17 protein-coding genes are annotated in these 14966 nt (G+C 69.3%); 15 read left to right on the forward strand and 2 right to left on the reverse strand.

Annotated features, from left to right (window positions below):
* The first annotated feature begins 48 nt into the window (after positions 1-48).
* The 8 genes from hisD to K6T36_RS00950 all read left to right on the forward strand — a co-directional run bounded on the left by hisD (position 49) and on the right by K6T36_RS00950 (position 5951).
* Complete coding sequence (gene hisD, locus K6T36_RS00915) at positions 49-1335, forward strand: histidinol dehydrogenase (RefSeq protein WP_222922193.1); 1287 nt, start codon at positions 49-51, stop codon at positions 1333-1335.
* A gap of 108 nt (positions 1336-1443) precedes the next feature.
* Positions 1444-1812, forward strand: a complete 369-nt coding sequence (locus tag K6T36_RS00920; protein WP_222607535.1) for a HesB/IscA family protein — start codon at positions 1444-1446, stop codon at positions 1810-1812.
* A gap of 58 nt (positions 1813-1870) precedes the next feature.
* On the forward strand, positions 1871-2113 hold the full coding sequence (locus K6T36_RS00925) for a DUF5816 domain-containing protein (protein ID WP_222922194.1): 243 nt from the start codon (positions 1871-1873) through the stop codon (positions 2111-2113).
* Positions 2114-2492: 379 nt separating this feature from the next.
* Positions 2493-3083: a mechanosensitive ion channel domain-containing protein gene (locus K6T36_RS00930; RefSeq protein WP_222922195.1), complete on the forward strand. Its 591-nt coding sequence runs from the start codon at positions 2493-2495 to the stop codon at positions 3081-3083.
* A gap of 162 nt (positions 3084-3245) precedes the next feature.
* Positions 3246-4241: a metal-dependent hydrolase gene (locus tag K6T36_RS00935; RefSeq protein ID WP_222922196.1), complete on the forward strand. Its 996-nt coding sequence runs from the start codon at positions 3246-3248 to the stop codon at positions 4239-4241.
* An 85-nt stretch (positions 4242-4326) separates the two neighbouring features.
* Positions 4327-4965 (forward strand): hypothetical protein, encoded by a 639-nt coding sequence (locus K6T36_RS00940; RefSeq protein ID WP_222922197.1) that lies wholly within the window; start codon positions 4327-4329, stop codon positions 4963-4965.
* Positions 4962-5636 carry a DUF2238 domain-containing protein gene (locus tag K6T36_RS00945; protein ID WP_222922198.1) on the forward strand — a complete coding sequence of 225 codons (675 nt, stop codon included), beginning with the start codon at positions 4962-4964 and terminating at the stop codon, positions 5634-5636. The genes K6T36_RS00940 and K6T36_RS00945 overlap by 4 nt, the downstream gene beginning before the upstream one ends.
* Positions 5637-5750: 114 nt before the next feature.
* Positions 5751-5951: a dodecin gene (locus K6T36_RS00950; RefSeq protein WP_222607624.1), complete on the forward strand. Its 201-nt coding sequence runs from the start codon at positions 5751-5753 to the stop codon at positions 5949-5951.
* Between the two features lie 14 nt (positions 5952-5965).
* Here K6T36_RS00950 and K6T36_RS00955 read toward each other — a convergent pair whose 3' ends face one another.
* Positions 5966-7021, reverse strand: coding sequence for a mechanosensitive ion channel family protein (locus K6T36_RS00955; protein WP_222922199.1), 1056 nt, complete (start codon positions 7019-7021; stop codon positions 5966-5968).
* 172 nt (positions 7022-7193) lie between these two features.
* On the opposite strand from K6T36_RS00955, the gene K6T36_RS00960 reads away from it, so the two are divergent.
* The 4 genes from K6T36_RS00960 to K6T36_RS00975 all read left to right on the forward strand — a co-directional run bounded on the left by K6T36_RS00960 (position 7194) and on the right by K6T36_RS00975 (position 9875).
* Positions 7194-8120, forward strand: coding sequence for a proteasome assembly chaperone family protein (locus K6T36_RS00960; protein ID WP_222922200.1), 927 nt, complete (start codon positions 7194-7196; stop codon positions 8118-8120).
* 109 nt (positions 8121-8229) lie between these two features.
* On the forward strand, positions 8230-9267 hold the full coding sequence (gene trmB / locus K6T36_RS00965) for an HTH-type sugar sensing transcriptional regulator TrmB (RefSeq protein ID WP_222607627.1): 1038 nt from the start codon (positions 8230-8232) through the stop codon (positions 9265-9267).
* Between the two features lie 80 nt (positions 9268-9347).
* Positions 9348-9512: a hypothetical protein gene (locus K6T36_RS00970; protein ID WP_222922201.1), complete on the forward strand. Its 165-nt coding sequence runs from the start codon at positions 9348-9350 to the stop codon at positions 9510-9512.
* A gap of 84 nt (positions 9513-9596) precedes the next feature.
* The gene (locus K6T36_RS00975) at positions 9597-9875 is read left to right on the forward strand and encodes a hypothetical protein (protein ID WP_222922202.1); all 279 of its coding nucleotides are present in this window, start codon (positions 9597-9599) and stop codon (positions 9873-9875) included.
* Between the two features lie 79 nt (positions 9876-9954).
* On the opposite strand, the gene K6T36_RS00980 is transcribed toward K6T36_RS00975, so the two are convergent.
* Positions 9955-10830: a M14 family metallopeptidase gene (locus K6T36_RS00980; protein WP_222922203.1), complete on the reverse strand. Its 876-nt coding sequence runs from the start codon at positions 10828-10830 to the stop codon at positions 9955-9957.
* Between the two features lie 129 nt (positions 10831-10959).
* Between K6T36_RS00980 and K6T36_RS00985 the strand changes: the two genes are divergently transcribed.
* From K6T36_RS00985 to K6T36_RS00995, 3 genes are all read left to right on the forward strand, one after another.
* Positions 10960-11478 carry a DUF6789 family protein gene (locus K6T36_RS00985; RefSeq protein WP_225935151.1) on the forward strand — a complete coding sequence of 173 codons (519 nt, stop codon included), beginning with the start codon at positions 10960-10962 and terminating at the stop codon, positions 11476-11478.
* A 108-nt stretch (positions 11479-11586) separates the two neighbouring features.
* Positions 11587-12393 (forward strand): cytochrome c oxidase subunit II, encoded by an 807-nt coding sequence (gene coxB, locus K6T36_RS00990; protein WP_222922204.1) that lies wholly within the window; start codon positions 11587-11589, stop codon positions 12391-12393.
* Positions 12390-14960, forward strand: a complete 2571-nt coding sequence (locus tag K6T36_RS00995) for a cbb3-type cytochrome c oxidase subunit I (RefSeq protein ID WP_222922205.1) — start codon at positions 12390-12392, stop codon at positions 14958-14960. Before coxB ends, K6T36_RS00995 begins: the two co-directional genes overlap by 4 nt.
* Positions 14961-14966 lie beyond the last annotated feature (6 nt).

Below are 14966 nucleotides of genomic sequence, written 5' to 3' on the forward strand. Positions count from 1 at the left end.
GATACGCGTTCCGGGAACGGTTTACCCCCGGGACGTGAGAGGACGCGTATGGAGTCGAGACAGGTCGCCGACCTCTCGCCGGACGAGCGGCGTGCGTTCTTCGAGCGCGACGCCGGCGTCGACGCGGTTCGGGGCGACGTACGCGACATCGTCGAACGCGTTCGCGACGAGGGCGACGCCGCGGTCCGGGAGTTCTCCCGCGAGTTCGACGGCGTCGAGGTGGCGAACGTCGACATCACCGACGAGGCCGAGCGCGCCGTCGACGCCGTCGACGACGAGGTGCTCGCGGCGATCCGCGAATCGATCGCGAACGTCCGCGAGTTCCACGAGGCACAGGTCCCCGAGGACTGGACCCGCGAGTTCGACGACGGCCGCGTACTCGGGAAGCGCTTCCGCCCCCTCGATCGCGTCGGCGTGTACGTCCCCGGCGGTACCGCGGCGTACCCCTCGTCGGCGATCATGGGCGTCGTCCCCGCGAAGGTGGCCGGCGTCGAGCACGTCGCCGTCGCGACGCCGCCGGCCGAGGACATCAACCCCGCGACGCTGGCGGCGATCCACGAGGCCGGCGCCGACGCCGTCTACTCCGTCGGGGGCGCGCAGGGCGTCGCCGCGCTCGCGTTCGGCACCGAGACGGTGACGCGCGTCCGGAAGGTCGTCGGGCCGGGCAACAAGTGGGTGACCGCCGCGAAGGCGGAGGTCCGCGGCGACGTGGAGATCGACTTCCTCGCGGGCCCCTCGGAGGTGCTGGTGCTCGCCGACGACACCGCCGACCCCGCGGCCGTCGCGAGCGACCTGATCGCGCAGGCGGAACACGACCCGAACGCGTCCGTCGTGGCGGTGACTGACTCGGAGGCGGTCGCGGAGGCTGTCTGCGGGGAGATCGAGGCGAGAGCGCCTGAGCGCGAACGGGCCGAAACCATCGAGTCCGCCCTCGACAACGACGCCTCGGGCGTGCTCGTCGCGCGCTCGATGCCCGAGGCGGTGCTGTTTGCCGAGGAGTACGCCGCCGAGCACCTCTCGATCCAGGCCGAGGACGACGAGGCGCTGCTCGACCGGATCTCGAACGTCGGCTCGGCGTTCCTCGGCCGGTTCACCCCGGTCGCCGCCGGCGACTACGCCTCCGGGACGAACCACGTGCTCCCGACGAACGGGGGCGCGAAGGCGTTCGGCGGGCTCTCGACGGACACGTTCCTCCGGTCGTCGACCGTCCAGCGGCTCTCGGAGGACGGCCTGCGCGACCTCTCTGGGACGGTGACGACGCTCGCGGAGGCCGAGGGGCTGGAGGCGCACGCCGAGAGCGTGCGCGTCCGGTTCGAGGACGCCGGCGACGAGTGACCGACCCGCGATGGTCGACGACGCGGGCGGCGGGCGAACGCCCTTGCGACGCCCGAGTCCCTGCTACCCTGCGTCAAGGTTATACCCCTGTGCCGGGATCAACCCACCATGAGCACTGACGCGTCCGGAGGCGGCGAGCCCGATGTCCCCGTCACGGTGACGCCGAAGGCCGCCGAGGAGGCCATCTCCCTCATGGAGGGTGAGGGGATGGACACCGATGTCGGCGGGCTTCGCCTGTTCGTCCAGCAGGGCGGCTGCGCGGGCCTCTCGTACGGCATGCGCTTCGACAACGAGCCAGAGGAGGACGACCGCGTGACCGAGCACCACGGCCTGCGCGTGTTCGTCGACCCGTCCTCGATGAACTACATCGGCGGCTCGACGCTCGATTACGAGTCCGGCCTGCAGGCGGCGGGCTTCCACGTCGAGAACCCGAACGTCGAGGCCGAGTGCGGCTGCGGCGAGTCGTTCCGGACGTAAGCCGTCGCGTTCGGGGTCGACCCAGACGGTTTAACAGCGAGCGTCGCCTCCCTCGGGTATGAATCTCGAAGTCGTCGAGACGGCCGCCGGCGAGCTCTTCGTCGACCGTGCGGACGGCGAACGCGGGTCGAAGGCGCCGTTCTTCCACGTGTACGCCGACGAGGCGGGCGAGACCAGGTGGGGCTACTTCTGCGGGAACTGCGAGACGGTGAACAACGCGATGGACTCGATGGGTCGCATCGAGTGCAACGAGTGTGGGAACATGCGCAAGCCGGACGAGTGGGACGCCGCGCACGAATAGCGAGGCGGGAGCGACCGAACGGAGCGACCGCCTCGGCGAACGGCGGCGAGGTCTGCGGGCCGAGCCGTCAAGAAGAATAGCGTCGTCGAGCGAGCGTAGCGAGCGAAACGACGGCAAGTCGGCGGCGAGGTGTGCGCGATCGACCGAAGGGAGGTCGCGTGGCCCGAGCCGCCCAGAAGGATAGCGCCGTCGAGCGAGCGTAGCGAACGAGACGACGGCCGGTCGGCGACGAGGTCTGTGGCCCGAGCCGCCCGGAAGGATAGCGTCCCCGAAGCGACCGACGGACCGTTCCGCCGAGATGAGGCGGTGTCGAGCACGCGAGACGGGGACAAAAGGAACGAACACGGGAGATAAGTGGCAGCCGGTCGCAGTCGGGGCCATGCTCGAACTCCCCATCGCCCAGTCGGGGACTGGACTGGTCCGGGAGGCGATCGAACGGTTCCTGACCGATGTCGCCGACGCCCTGCCGAGCGTCATCGCCGGCGTCGTCTTCCTGCTCATCGCCGGGGTCGCGATGAAGGTGTTCATGACGGTCCTTCGGGAGGCACTGAAGCGGACCATCGCCGGCGAGTCGCCGGTCTACCGACAGTTCATCGCCACCATCGTCGCGGTCTTCCTGTGGTTCGGCGTCGGCCTCTCGTTTCTCTCCATCGTCGGCCTCGACGGCATCGCCACCTCGCTGGGCACGGCCGCGGGGTTCGTCGCGCTCGGTATCTCCTACGCGACCTCGGGGATGATCGCCGACGCCGTCGCCGGCGTCTACCTCCTTCGCGACGAGGACTTCAACCCCGGCGACATCGTCGACATCGGCGGCACGGTCGGCGTCGTGAAGTCGATCGAACTCCGCAAGACCCGCCTCGCGGTCGAGGACGACACCGTCGTCCGCGGGAACGCCGAGATCGAGAAGAAGTGGACGAAGATCGGCGACGCCGGGACGGATCAGGAGACACCGGCGCCCGCGGGCGATTGAGGGCGTCCGGACGATTGAGAGGCCGGATCCGGGACGCGTGAGGGGGCGGACTCCGGAGGGAGCGTGACTCGGGGGTCGATCGTCGTCCCGGCTAGCTTGTCGCGCGCTACCGTGTCACACGTTCTGCCGCGAGTTTAAATCCGATGAGGTGGTAGTCCGCCTATGTTCGTGGGACACGCGCTGGCGGCGTTCGCGCTCGTCGCGCTCGTCGCGCGGCGCCTCGGCGAGCGACCGGCGCGTGCGCTCACGCTGGGCGTCGTCGCCGCGCTGTTCGCCGCCGCGCCCGACGTCGACATCGGGTACGCGCTGGTGGGCGTCGTCTCCGGACTCGGCGCGGGCACCGGGGCCTTGGGCCTCGCCGAGTCGTTCTGGTCCACGGGGAACCTCGTCCACCGCGCGGTGACCCACTCGCTGGTCGTCGCCCCGATCGTCGCGCTCGCGGCCGCCGCGTGGGTCGACGGCCGCGGGAGCGCCCGCGCCGTCGCGCTCGCGCTCGTCGCCGGCCTCGTCGCGGTGACAGCGACCGTCAGCGGCGTGCTCGGGGCGGTCGTGACCGTCGCGTTCGTCGCGACCGCGCTCGCGCTGGCGGCGGCGATCCGCCGGCGGACCGAGCTGACGCCGCGGGCGACGTTCGCGCTCGCGCTCGCGGGTCTCGCCTCCCATCCCTTCGGGGACCTGTTCACCGGCGAACCGCCGGCGTTCCTCTACCCCCTCTCGACGGACGTGGTGACCGCCAGAGTGGCGCTGTCGGCGGATCCGACGCTGCACCTCCTGGGGGCGTTCGCGCTGGAGCTTGCGACCGTCTGGGCGGCCGTGCTGGCGTGGAGCCACCTCCGCGCCGAACGGGACGGACGGTCCAACCGGGCGTTCGACGTTCCACGCCGCGTCGATCCGCTCGCCGTCGCCGGAGCCGGGTATGCCGCCGGCGCGTTCCTGATTCCGGCGCCCACGCTCGACCTCTCGTACCCCTTCGTCTTCTCGGTGCTCGCGGTCGGCGCCGTGGGGGTCGCGCCGGTTCGGATCCGTCGCCGGGGGCGCGCCGCGCTCTCGCCCGAGTTCGCACGACCGGGGCCCGAACGCGCCCTGTTCACCGGGTTGGCCGCGGTGACCATCGCGTGGTTGGCCTACCTGCTCGCGTACCTCGCGGGCGTCGCCTGACCGGGCGACGCGGCGGAAACCGCGGCCCGACCGTCGTGCGCCACCGGCCGACCGTTTTACACCCCGGCGCCGCATAGCGAGTTCCATGACGCAGTCGGGGCTTCGGACCGTCGTCGAGGACCGGCGGGCGAACGCGGTGATCGGCTGGACGGTGCTCGCGTTCCTGGTCGCCAGCGGCGGGAGCGAGCTGTTGTTCGGGCAGCAGGTGTGGGGCGCGCTCGTGTTAGCACTGGTCGCCGTCGCGCTCGTGCCGCCGGTCGCGTTCCGGAACGCCACCGCGATGCTCCCCTGGGAGGTGTTGGCGCTGTCGTCGCTGCCGGCGGTCGGCCGGACGCTGATCGTCGGGGAGACGGTCGGCGGGATCACGTTCACCGGACGGGTGACGACGTATCTCGCGGTGGCGACGGTCGCGCTCATCCTCGCCGTCGAACTGGACGTGTTCACCCCCGTCCGCATGACGCACTCGTTCGCCGTCTTCTTCGTGACCATCGCGACGATGGCCGCGGCGGGGGTGTGGGCGGTCGTCAGGTACTTCTCGGACACGCTCCTCGGCACCCGCCATCTGCTCGACGGGCGCCCCGAACACGCGATCGAGACGGCGATGATGTGGGACTTCGTCGCGGCCACCGTCGCCGGCGTCCTCGCGGGCCTGTTGTTCGAGTACTACTTCCGTCGCCGCGCCGCCGGAACCGACCGGGTCGACGTGGAGGTGGCCGAGGCGTGAAACTCCGCGACGCGCTCGGGATCTCCCCCGAGCGACAGGAACAGGCGACCCGCGCGATGCAGGTACTGATGGTCATGTTCCTCGGGATCGGGATCGAGCGCGGCTCGACGGGGCTGATCGTCAACGGCCTCGTCGCGCTCGGGGTGACGTTCCTCCCCGCGGCGCTGGAGCGCGAGTACGACCTCCCGATGGACGCCGGGCTGACGCTGTGGATCACCTCGGCCGTCTTCCTGCACGCGCTCGGCGTGGCCGGGATACCGGGACTGACCGGGAACCTCTACGCCGAGGCGAGCCCGATCCCGTTCTGGGACCACATCACCCACGCGCTGTCAGCGTCGGTCGTCGCGGCGGTGGGCTACACCGTCGCGCGGGCTATCGACGAACACACCGAGGCGGTGTACCTCCCGTCGCGGTTCATGTTCGTGTTCATCCTGGTGTTCGTCGCCGCCTTCGGCGTGTTCTGGGAGGTGCTGGAGTTCGCTATCAGCGGGGCGGCCGCGGCCGTCGGCTCCGGGAGCGTGCTCACCCAGTACGGGCTGGAGGACACGATCTACGACCTCGTGTTCGACCTGGCGGGCGCCGTCATCGTCGCCGTCTGGGGGACCGCCCACCTCACCGACGTGGCCGACGCGGTGACCGAGCGGATCGACCGTCGGCGCGGAACGCGCTAACGGGGAGGAGCCGACCGGACGCCGTCGCCACGGTGGGTGGTGCGGTCCCGATGCCCGAGACGACCCGGGGCCGCGGATACCTTTTTGGATCCCGCCGGAGAGCGAACGTGTGAGATGGTCTTCAAGAAGATCACGCTGATCGGCCGGAGTACCGAGAGTTTCGACGCCGCCACGGACGACGCGATCGACCGCGCCGAGGAGACGCTGGACGAGGTCCACTGGGTCGAAGTGGAGGAGTTCGGGGTCGAGGTCGCCTCCGTTGAGGGTCGGGAGTACCAGGCGGAAGTCGAGGTCGCGTTCGAGCTGCAGGAGTAAACGGCTCCGGACGCTCAGTTCTCCTCGGGTGTCGAGCCCGCGCCGTCGGCGACGCCGTCCTCCTCGGGCGCGGCGTGTGACTCGTGTGTCGCGCGCTCGTGCGAGACGGCCGCCTCCTCGCGCATCGTCACCTGCGCGACGCCGCTCGTGTCGTCGAACACGAGGTGGCTGTGCGGGTAGGCGAACTCCACGTCGATGGAGTCGTCGTCCTCGAGGATATCCCAGACGGCGGTCTGGACCTGCGATCGGACGGTCAGCGGCTTGAACGGGTTCTTCGCCCAGTAACGCAGGGTGATCTCGACGCCGTGGTCGCCGAAGCTGTCGATGTAGCACGTGGGCCTCGCGGGGTACCGGGCGACCCCGATCCGGATGTCGGGACCGCCCTCGATCACCGCCTCGCAGGAGGCTGCCGCCCGTTCGATGAGCGACCGCGCGCGGTCGATGTCCGACTCGTACGTGACGAGGATCGGCAGCGAGAGGCGCGTACGCTCGTCCTCCGCGGAGAGGTTCGTGACGCGGTGATCGCGGATGTACGAGTTCGGGATCACCTCGAAGGTGTTGTCGACGGTGAACACCTTCGTGTACCGGAGGGTGATGTCGTCGACGAACCCCCGCGTGCCGTCCGGGAGTTCGACCATGTCGCCGATCTCGAACGGCTGGTCGGCGAGGACGAACACGCCGCTGATGATCGACCCCACGATCGGCGCGAGGACGACCGCGACGACCGCCGAGAACACCGTGACCGAGAGGACGATGTTACCTAGTTCCACGCCCGCCGCCGAGAGGCCCGCCGCGCCGAACAGCAGGATGACCACCAGACGGATCCCCCTGAGTATGACGTGCGCGACCGACTCGCGGGCGAACCGACGGGCGACGGGCCGCCCGAGCAGGCGCAGGGCGTAGGTGGAGACGACCGCCCCGAGCGCGAGGAACAGGACGATCACGGCGATCGCGACGCCGGGAACGGCCAGCGCCGACTGGTACGCGTCGGCCAGCCCGTCCAACAGGCCCGCGACGGTCGTCGCGAGCGGCGTCGCGGTCGCGACCGCCGCCGCCGTCCCCGTGTACATACAGCGGGCGTCGGCGTCGGCGTGAAAAAACGTTCCCCCTCACGCGGTCGGGGCGGGGACCCTCGGGCGTCCGACCGACGCGTGTTCGACTGACGCCGGGTCGGAACACACGGTACTGGCGCAGGGTCGTACGCCCGGTACTGCTAACACGGAACCGTTCGTACCGGCTGACATGAGCCGTCACGCCGAACCGACGACGTTCCACGTCGCGACCGACCGGGAGCCCGCAAGCACGGTCATCGCGGGCTTCTCTCAGTTCGGGCTCGCGGGCCTGACCGCCGTCGACTACCTCGTCGACCACCTCGGACTCGAACAGACCGGCCACATCAGGGCGGAGGGGTTGCCGACGATCACGCCGTTCGAGAACGGGCGACCGCGATACCCTACCCGCCTCTTCTCGCGCGAGGGCCTCGACGTGACCATGCTCGTGGGGGAACTGTTCGTCCCGAACTCGTTGGCGGAGCCGTTCTCGCGGGCCGTCCTCGACTGGACCGAACGGGCGAGCGTCGACGAGATCGCCGTCCTGTCCGGGGCGCCGTTCCCGCACGGGCCGGCGGAGCACCGCGCGTTCTACGTCGCCAGCGACGACTACCGGGCCGCACACTTCCCCGACGACGACCCCGACGCCGGGCCGGCCGCCGGCGACCCCGCCGAAGGTGGTGTCGGAGGAGCGGGGGGGACGGTCGCGGCGTCGGGCGCGACCGACGCGGCCGGCACGGTCGACGTATCCGACGCGGCGGAACCGGCGGAGTCGGAAGGGACAACCGAATCCGAGGAACCGACGGAGCCGACGGATCCGGGGACCGTGCAGCCGATGGCGAACGGCTTCCTCGACGGGACGAACGCGGCGTTGATGGCCCGATCGATGGAGTCCGACCTCCGCGGGTGCGTGTACGTCACGCCCGTCCACCCGCAGGTACCGGATGTCGACGCGGCGCTCCGGCTCGTCGAGGCGGTCGAGGCGGTGTACGGCCTGGACGTCGACACCGGACCGCTCGAGGCGTTCGCGGACCAGGTCGGCGAACACTACCGGAGCCTCGCGGAACGGCTGGAAGAACACTCGGAGGAGGAGCAGCCGTCCGACCGGATGTACATGTAGCCGACGAGGGGCGGGCCGCGAGCCGCCCGACCGTGGTGAACTCCCTTTCGAAAACGGGTACAACTCGGTCTTCAGTAAAACCCTTAGGGAAGGGTGCAAACAGGGAGGTATGACCGACGATCTCAGGACGACGATGGAGCGGGTCGGCGAGCGGTTCAACCTCGGGGAGTACGAGATCGACGCCTATCTCGCGGTGTTGGAACACGGCGAGCTCACGGCCTCGGAGATCGCCACCGAGACCGATATCCCGCAGCCGCGCGTGTACGACACGGTTCGAAGCCTCTCGGACCGCGGGCTGGTGGAGCTTCGGGAGTCGCGTCCGATGAAGATCGTCGCGGTCGATCCCGACGAGGCGTTCGGCGACATCCGCTCGTCGCTCTCGGAGATGGTCGACGAGCTGGAGGCGCGATACACCGCCCCGACACGGGACACCGAGGCGGTATCGCTGGTGAAGTCCCGCTCGACGATCCTCCGGTATCTCGAGGAGGTCATCGAGTCGGCCGAGTACGAGCTGGCCGTCTCGCTGACGCCCGACCTGCTGCGGCGGTTCCGGGGGATCCTCCAGCAGCGCATCGAGGACGGCGTCGCCGTCGAACTGCTCGTGACCCCCGCGTCCCGGGCGCCCTCGCCCGGCGAGTTCGACTACGACGCCGTCGCGACAGAGGCGCGCGGTCGCCGCGGCATCACCACGCCCGTCATCGCCGTCGCCGACGGGGAGTATTCGGTGTATGCCACCCAGGACGCCCTCCGGGACGACCGCGACCGCTACGGCGTCATCTTCAACCGCTCGGCGCTCGGGTTCCTCGTGAGCGGGTTCTTCGGGACCGTCCTCTGGTCGACGGCCGAGACGCTCTCGGCCGACGGGGAGAGCCGGCCGTTCCCCCGCACCTACGCCTCCATCCGTCGGGCCGTGAAGGACATCCACGAGCTCGACGGCGACTTCGAGGCGGCCGTCACCGGCCGCGACGTGGAGACCGGCAACGAGATCCGCGTCGAGGGGACCGTCGTCGACTACGAGTACGACGCCTCCGAGCAGGTCGCCTCCTTTACCGTCGACGACCCCGACGGCGGCCGCGTGAGCGTCGGCGGCCTCGTCGCCGCCTTCGAGGACATCGAGGGACAGGAGATCGAACTGCGCCGGCGGTGATCGGTCGGCCCGACCGTCCGAACGCATCGGCACGGGAACGGCGAAAACCGACAAGTACGTCGGCCGCGACGTGTTCCACGATGGATCTCTCCTGGTCATCGCTGTCGGACGATATCGCCCCGACGACCGTCCTCGTCCTCGGCTTCCTGCTGTTCGTGTTCCCGGAGCCGGCGACCTCGGCGTTCGGCGCCGGGCTGCTGTTGCTGGGGGCCGCGTGGTGGTTCTACGAGTGGGACCGGTTCTGATCCGGCGACGCGACGGCGGGCGCCAGCCGCCGGCGAGACGACACGATCCAAACCGATAACAGGTCGCCGAACGATCCGTCGGACATGGCGGACATCACGCTGTTCGAGTTGCACTTTCACGACGGGATCGACGTCGGCCCCTCCTCGATCGGGGGCGGAACGGACGGGAGCGACGCGGCCGAGGCCCTCGATGCGGGCGAGGCGGACGACGAGGACGACTCGTCCGGATCGGGTGCCGGGAAGGCGGTCGGTATCCTCGTGGCGGTGGCACTGCTCGTCGCCCTCGCGGTCGGCGCGAAGAAACTGTTGAGCGACGACCTCGAACCGATCGAGGAGCTCGAGGACCTGGACGAGGAAGCCTGAGTCGGCTCATCCCGACGCAGGCGCGGATCAGTCGCAGCGGACACCGACGCGGGTCGATCGCAGCGGACGTCGACGAGAGTCAGTCGTCGAGCACGCCGACGCGGTCGGCGGCGTAGCCGAACAGGTCGGCGTAGCCGTACGGCGACATCAGCGCCGGATAGAAGGACGTGTCGGCGGTGAACACCTCGCCGTCGGCGGCGGCGAAGCGTTCGCCCACGGCCACCTCGGTGAAGTTCTCGACGAACACCTCGTACTCGTCGGCCGGCGGCTTCGGCACGGGGTCGACGAGTTCGAACACCTCCACGTGCGCCGCCGTGCCGCCGTCGGAGGCGGCGTCGGCCCCGATGTCGGACTCGCCATCGGACGCGGATTCGCGATCGGTGACGCCGCTCGGCGCCGCCGTCGCCGGGGTCGCGTCCGGAAGCGCCCCCGTCGCGGCGAGGAACCCGCGAACCAGTCGGTAGGCGTTCTCGGCGGCCTCGTCGGTTCCCTGGAGCCCGCACTCGACCTCGATGGTGTGCGGGTGCCGGATGAGCCGCCCCTCCGCGAGCCCCTCCGTCTGCAGCAGCTTCGTCACCGACAGATGCGGGACGATGGCGCGGGCGATCTCGTCGACGGTTTCGGCGACGGCGAACGGCTCGGCCGTCGACTGCGTCGAGTGGAGCGCGAGCGCCGTACAGCCCTCCAGTTCGGCCATGAGGTGGTGGGCCAACTGCGACTCGTGGGTGTCGCCGTTCGGGTCGCCGGGGAACGCGCGGTTCAGGTCCTCCTCGGTGTAGCGAACGCCCGCCTCGAGCGCCTCCTCGTTCGCGACGATCAGCTTCACCGGGCGCTCCACGTCGGGGTCGGCGGCGAGCAGTCTCTCGACGGCCCGCGGTCCGCAGGGCTCGTCGCCGTGGATCCCGGCGACGACGGCCACCTCGGGGACGCCCGTCCCCAGTTGGCGAATTCGCATATACCCGATCTCCGCCCGGTACGCATTTGAGGAACGCGGTTCCGGGCGCGTCGTGTCCGCGATCGGACCGGTCCGAAAAGTGTCCATTGATAACAGTTAACATGCACGGCGGCGAACATCTTCGCGACAATGAGCGAGCCAACCGAGATCGCGGGCGGCGAGTCGACGGTGATCGAGTCCGGTTCGGAGCTGGCGATCCCGATCACCGTCAAGGTGCTCGGGGTCGGGATGCTCGGCGGGCTGCTCGGGATGCTGACGATGATCCCGGTACTGGTGGGGATCCCGGCGGCGCTGGGGCTGTTCCGTCCCGACCCGATCGCGGAGTTCGTCCCCCTCACGGAGCTGCTCGGCATCGAGCCGACGCTCACGCTCGGCCTCGCGCTCTTCGCCGCCATGGGGACCGTGCTGCTGCCGATGGTGTTCCTCGTCGTCGGCGCGTACCTCCCGCCGGAGGGGCCGCGGTACCTCCGTGGCGTGACGTTCGCGACGATCTTCTGGACCGGGTTCGTCCCCGCGTTCATGCCGGAGGGGTCGGCCGTCATCGCCGGGACCTTCCTGGTCGTCTCGCTGGTCGCCCACTGGGTGTACGGAGCCGTCCTCGCCGGCGTGCTCGACCGGACGGTCGGGATCCCACAACACGAGGTCTGACTTCGCTGGCGGCGTTGCGAACGCGAGCGAACCCAAGGGAAACGGGGGGCAAACCGGGGTGCGATCGGCGATAGTTCTATCAATACTTGCCGTAATTGGTAGTGTGGCATGATACCGTGTGACGCTGCGGCAGTCCACGCCGTGCTCCTCCACACGGGCGGGAGCGGACTCGTCCCCCGAGGTACGAGGGCCCAGGTGTTCGATCGGATCTTCGAGGTGTTCCTGATTCTCGGGGTGGCTGTGGGCGTCGTCGTGCTCGGCTACATGGGGCTGAAGGCGTACCAGTACCGGCGCGGCGCCGACCACGACCACGACGACGTCGAGCGGCCGCAACTGGGCGAACTCCCGAAGGGAAGCGAGGGGGGCGGGAAGCTGTTCGTCTCCTTCGGCATGAGCGCGGTCATCGTCGTCTCGCTCATCTCCTGGACGTACCTCACGCTGCTGTACGTCGAGGACCCCGGGTCGACCGCGGCCGACCCCGAGGCGATCGAGGTCGAGGTCGTCGGCGGGCAGTTCTCCTGGACGTTCATCTATCCGAACGGCCACGAGAGCGACGTGTTGCGCGCGCCGACCGACACCGACGTTCACCTGGTGGTCAGCTCGCGGGACGTGTTCCACAACTTCGGGATACCGGAGTTGCGGGTGAAATCCGACGCCATCCCGGGTCAGACCACCGAGACCTGGTTCGTCGCCGACGAGCCGGGCAGGTATCAGGCCCACTGCTACGAGCTGTGCGGGTCGGGACACTCCTACATGGACGCGCAGGTGGTGATCATGGAGGAGGACGCGTTCGAGGCGTGGTACGCGAACACGTCGGCGCCGAACGGATCCGCCGGTGACGGCGGGGCCGAGACGAACGCGAGCGTCTCGACGACGATCGACCGGATCGCAGCGCCGGCGGGGGTGGGCGCGTGAGCGCTCCCGACGACCGGAGGAGCGTCCTCGCGACGCCGGATCTCCCGGATTCGAAGACCCTGAAGCGGTGGTTCGTCACGACGAACCACAAGGACATCGGCCTGTTGTACCTCGGCACGTCGCTGTTCTTCCTCGTGTTCGGCGGGGTGCTCGCGCTGTTGATGCGGAGCCAGATGTGGGTGTCGCGTGCGGCGGGCGAAGGCCTGCTCGGCCCGGTCGCGTACAACCAGGCGGTGTCGGCCCACGGCCTGTTGATGGTGTTCTGGTTCCTCTCGCCGTTCGCGTTCGGCTTCGCGAACTACATCGTCCCCCTCCAGATCGGCGCGAAGGACCTGGCGTTCCCGCGCCTGAACGCCCTGAGCTACTGGCTGTATCTCTTCTCCGGGCTGCTGTTCGGCGTGTCGTTCTTCCAGGGGTCGTCGTTCTCGGGCGGGTGGACGATGTACGCCCCGCTGAGCGTGCCGACGTTCCTCCCGAGCGTCGGCGCGACGGCGACGATCCTCGCGTTGATACTGTTCACCGCCTCGGTGACGGTCGGGTCGGTGAACTTCATCACCACCATCCATCGGATGCGCGCGAAGGGGCTGTCGCTGTGGAACATGCCGCTGTTCTCGTGGACGATCCTCCTCACCGTCTGGATGATGCTGTTCGCGTTCGCCGCGCTGTTGGCGGCGCTGCTCATCCTCTCGTCGGATCGCATCCTCGGGACGACCTACTTCGCCCAGACCAGTCCCGGCGGGTCGCTTCTGTGGACCCACCTGTTCTGGTTCTTCGGCCACCCGGAGGTGTACATCGTGTTCTTCCCGGCGCTGGGCATCATGGCCGAGACGTTCCAGACGTTCACGGGCCGGCGGATCGTCGGCCGCAAGTGGTTCATCGCCTCGATGGTGCTGGTGGCGCTGCAGAGCTTCTTCGTGTGGATGCACCACATGTTCCTCACGAGCATCTCGCTGAACGCCAAAACGGTGTTCATGGCGACGACCATCGGCATCTCGTTGCCGTTCGACCTGATGGTCTTCGCGCTCATCTACACGATGAAGAAGGGCGACATCCGCTTCTCGACGCCGTTCCTGTTCAACTTCGGCGCGCTCGTGTTGTTCATCCTCGGGGGGATCACCGGCGTGTTCCTCGGGGCGGTCGTCCTCGACTACGAGTTCCGCGGCACCTACTGGGTGGTCGCGCACTTCCACTACGTGATGGTGGGCGGCGTCACCGCGCTCGTGGGCGGGCTCTATTACTGGTTCCCGAAGCTCACCGGCCGGATGTACGACGAGTTCCTCGGGAAGGTCCACTTCGTGATGTACTTCGTGGGCTTCAACCTGCTCTACTTCCCGATGTTCGTCGCCTGGGAGACGCCCCGCCGGGTGTTCGCCTACCAGGCGGAGCTGGAGCCGTGGCACCAGATCGCGACGATCGGGGGCTTCCTGCTCGGCTCGTCGTTCCTCGTGATGTTCTACAACCTCTACCGGAGCGCGTGGGACGGCGATGAGGCGTCCGCCCGGCCGTGGGAGTACGCAAGCACCGCCGAGTGGACGGTGCCGTCGCCGCCGCCGCTGGAGAACTTCCCGGGGTACCCCGACTACACGTCCGGCGAACTCGAGTTCCGCGACGAGGAGGAGGTCCACGCGGAGACGGCCGGCGGCGACGCCCACGGCGCCACGGCCGCCGCCGACGGCGGAACCGCGGCGTCCGACGGGGGGGCGGTCGTGACACGCGAGGGCGCGACGCCGGCGGCGACGCCCGTCGAGACGGAACACGACGGCCACGTGAGCCACGCGAGCGTCTGGCCGGTGATCGTTTCGCTGGGCGCGTTCCTCACCCTCGTGGGCGCCTCGGGGATCAGCGAGGGGTCGTTCGTCGACGGGATGGCCGGGGACGTGTACCTCGGCTTCCTCGTGGCTGGCGGCATCGTCACGGTGAGTTCGCTCGTGGCGATGACGATGGAGCCCTTCGACGGGCCCGTGGTCGAGTGGGCCGCCCAGTGGCCCTTCGGCGACGTGGAGAACACGAAGCTCGGGATGTGGGTGTTCCTCGCCTCGGACGTGGTGCTGTTCGGCGCGTTCATCGGCGCGTACGCGTTCGTCCGAGTCGCGTACGGCTGGGAGTCGTGGCACCACATGATCCCGGCCGCGCACGTCCCACTCCCGGGGCTGATCAACACCTACCTCCTGCTCACGAGCAGTTTCACCGTCGTGATCGCGATGGTCGCCGCGCAGCGGCGCAAGCAACTGTGGGTGGTCGGGAGCCTCTCGGCCACCTTCCTGCTGGGGGTCGGGTTCCTGATCAACAAGGCGATGGAGTGGAGCCACCTGTTCCACGTCCACGAGGCCGGCTTCCCCGACGGGTGGGGGCTGTCGACGAACATCGCATCGTCGACGTTCTACCTGACGACTGGGCTCCACGGCGCGCACGTCGCCGTCGGGCTTCTGATCACACTGTACATGATCGTTCGCGCCGCCCGCGGCGCGTACCTCGGGGAGGAGGAGCCCATCGAGTACTTCGGGCTCTACTGGCACTTCGTGGACGTGGTGTGGCTGTTCCTGTTCCCGCTGTTCTACATCGTGTGAGGTGAC

The organism is Halobaculum roseum, from assembly GCF_019880245.1.
Taxonomy (GTDB): Archaea; Halobacteriota; Halobacteria; order Halobacteriales; family Haloferacaceae; genus Halobaculum; species Halobaculum roseum.

Coding starts and splice junctions, on each gene's coding strand:
- K6T36_RS00985 (WP_225935151.1), top strand. CDS start 10,960: ATGAGCGAGCCAACCGAGATCGCGGGCGGCGAGTCGACGGTGATCGAG.
- K6T36_RS00935 (WP_222922196.1), top strand. CDS start 3,246: ATGTTCGTGGGACACGCGCTGGCGGCGTTCGCGCTCGTCGCGCTCGTC.
- K6T36_RS00975 (WP_222922202.1), top strand. CDS start 9,597: ATGGCGGACATCACGCTGTTCGAGTTGCACTTTCACGACGGGATCGAC.
- K6T36_RS00970 (WP_222922201.1), top strand. CDS start 9,348: ATGGATCTCTCCTGGTCATCGCTGTCGGACGATATCGCCCCGACGACC.
- K6T36_RS00950 (WP_222607624.1), top strand. CDS start 5,751: ATGGTCTTCAAGAAGATCACGCTGATCGGCCGGAGTACCGAGAGTTTC.
- K6T36_RS00955 (WP_222922199.1), bottom strand. CDS start 7,021: ATGTACACGGGGACGGCGGCGGCGGTCGCGACCGCGACGCCGCTCGCG.
- coxB (WP_222922204.1), top strand. CDS start 11,587: ATGATACCGTGTGACGCTGCGGCAGTCCACGCCGTGCTCCTCCACACG.
- K6T36_RS00980 (WP_222922203.1), bottom strand. CDS start 10,830: ATGCGAATTCGCCAACTGGGGACGGGCGTCCCCGAGGTGGCCGTCGTC.
- trmB (WP_222607627.1), top strand. CDS start 8,230: ATGACCGACGATCTCAGGACGACGATGGAGCGGGTCGGCGAGCGGTTC.
- K6T36_RS00960 (WP_222922200.1), top strand. CDS start 7,194: ATGAGCCGTCACGCCGAACCGACGACGTTCCACGTCGCGACCGACCGG.
- K6T36_RS00925 (WP_222922194.1), top strand. CDS start 1,871: ATGAATCTCGAAGTCGTCGAGACGGCCGCCGGCGAGCTCTTCGTCGAC.
- K6T36_RS00940 (WP_222922197.1), top strand. CDS start 4,327: ATGACGCAGTCGGGGCTTCGGACCGTCGTCGAGGACCGGCGGGCGAAC.
- K6T36_RS00920 (WP_222607535.1), top strand. CDS start 1,444: ATGAGCACTGACGCGTCCGGAGGCGGCGAGCCCGATGTCCCCGTCACG.
- hisD (WP_222922193.1), top strand. CDS start 49: ATGGAGTCGAGACAGGTCGCCGACCTCTCGCCGGACGAGCGGCGTGCG.
- K6T36_RS00930 (WP_222922195.1), top strand. CDS start 2,493: ATGCTCGAACTCCCCATCGCCCAGTCGGGGACTGGACTGGTCCGGGAG.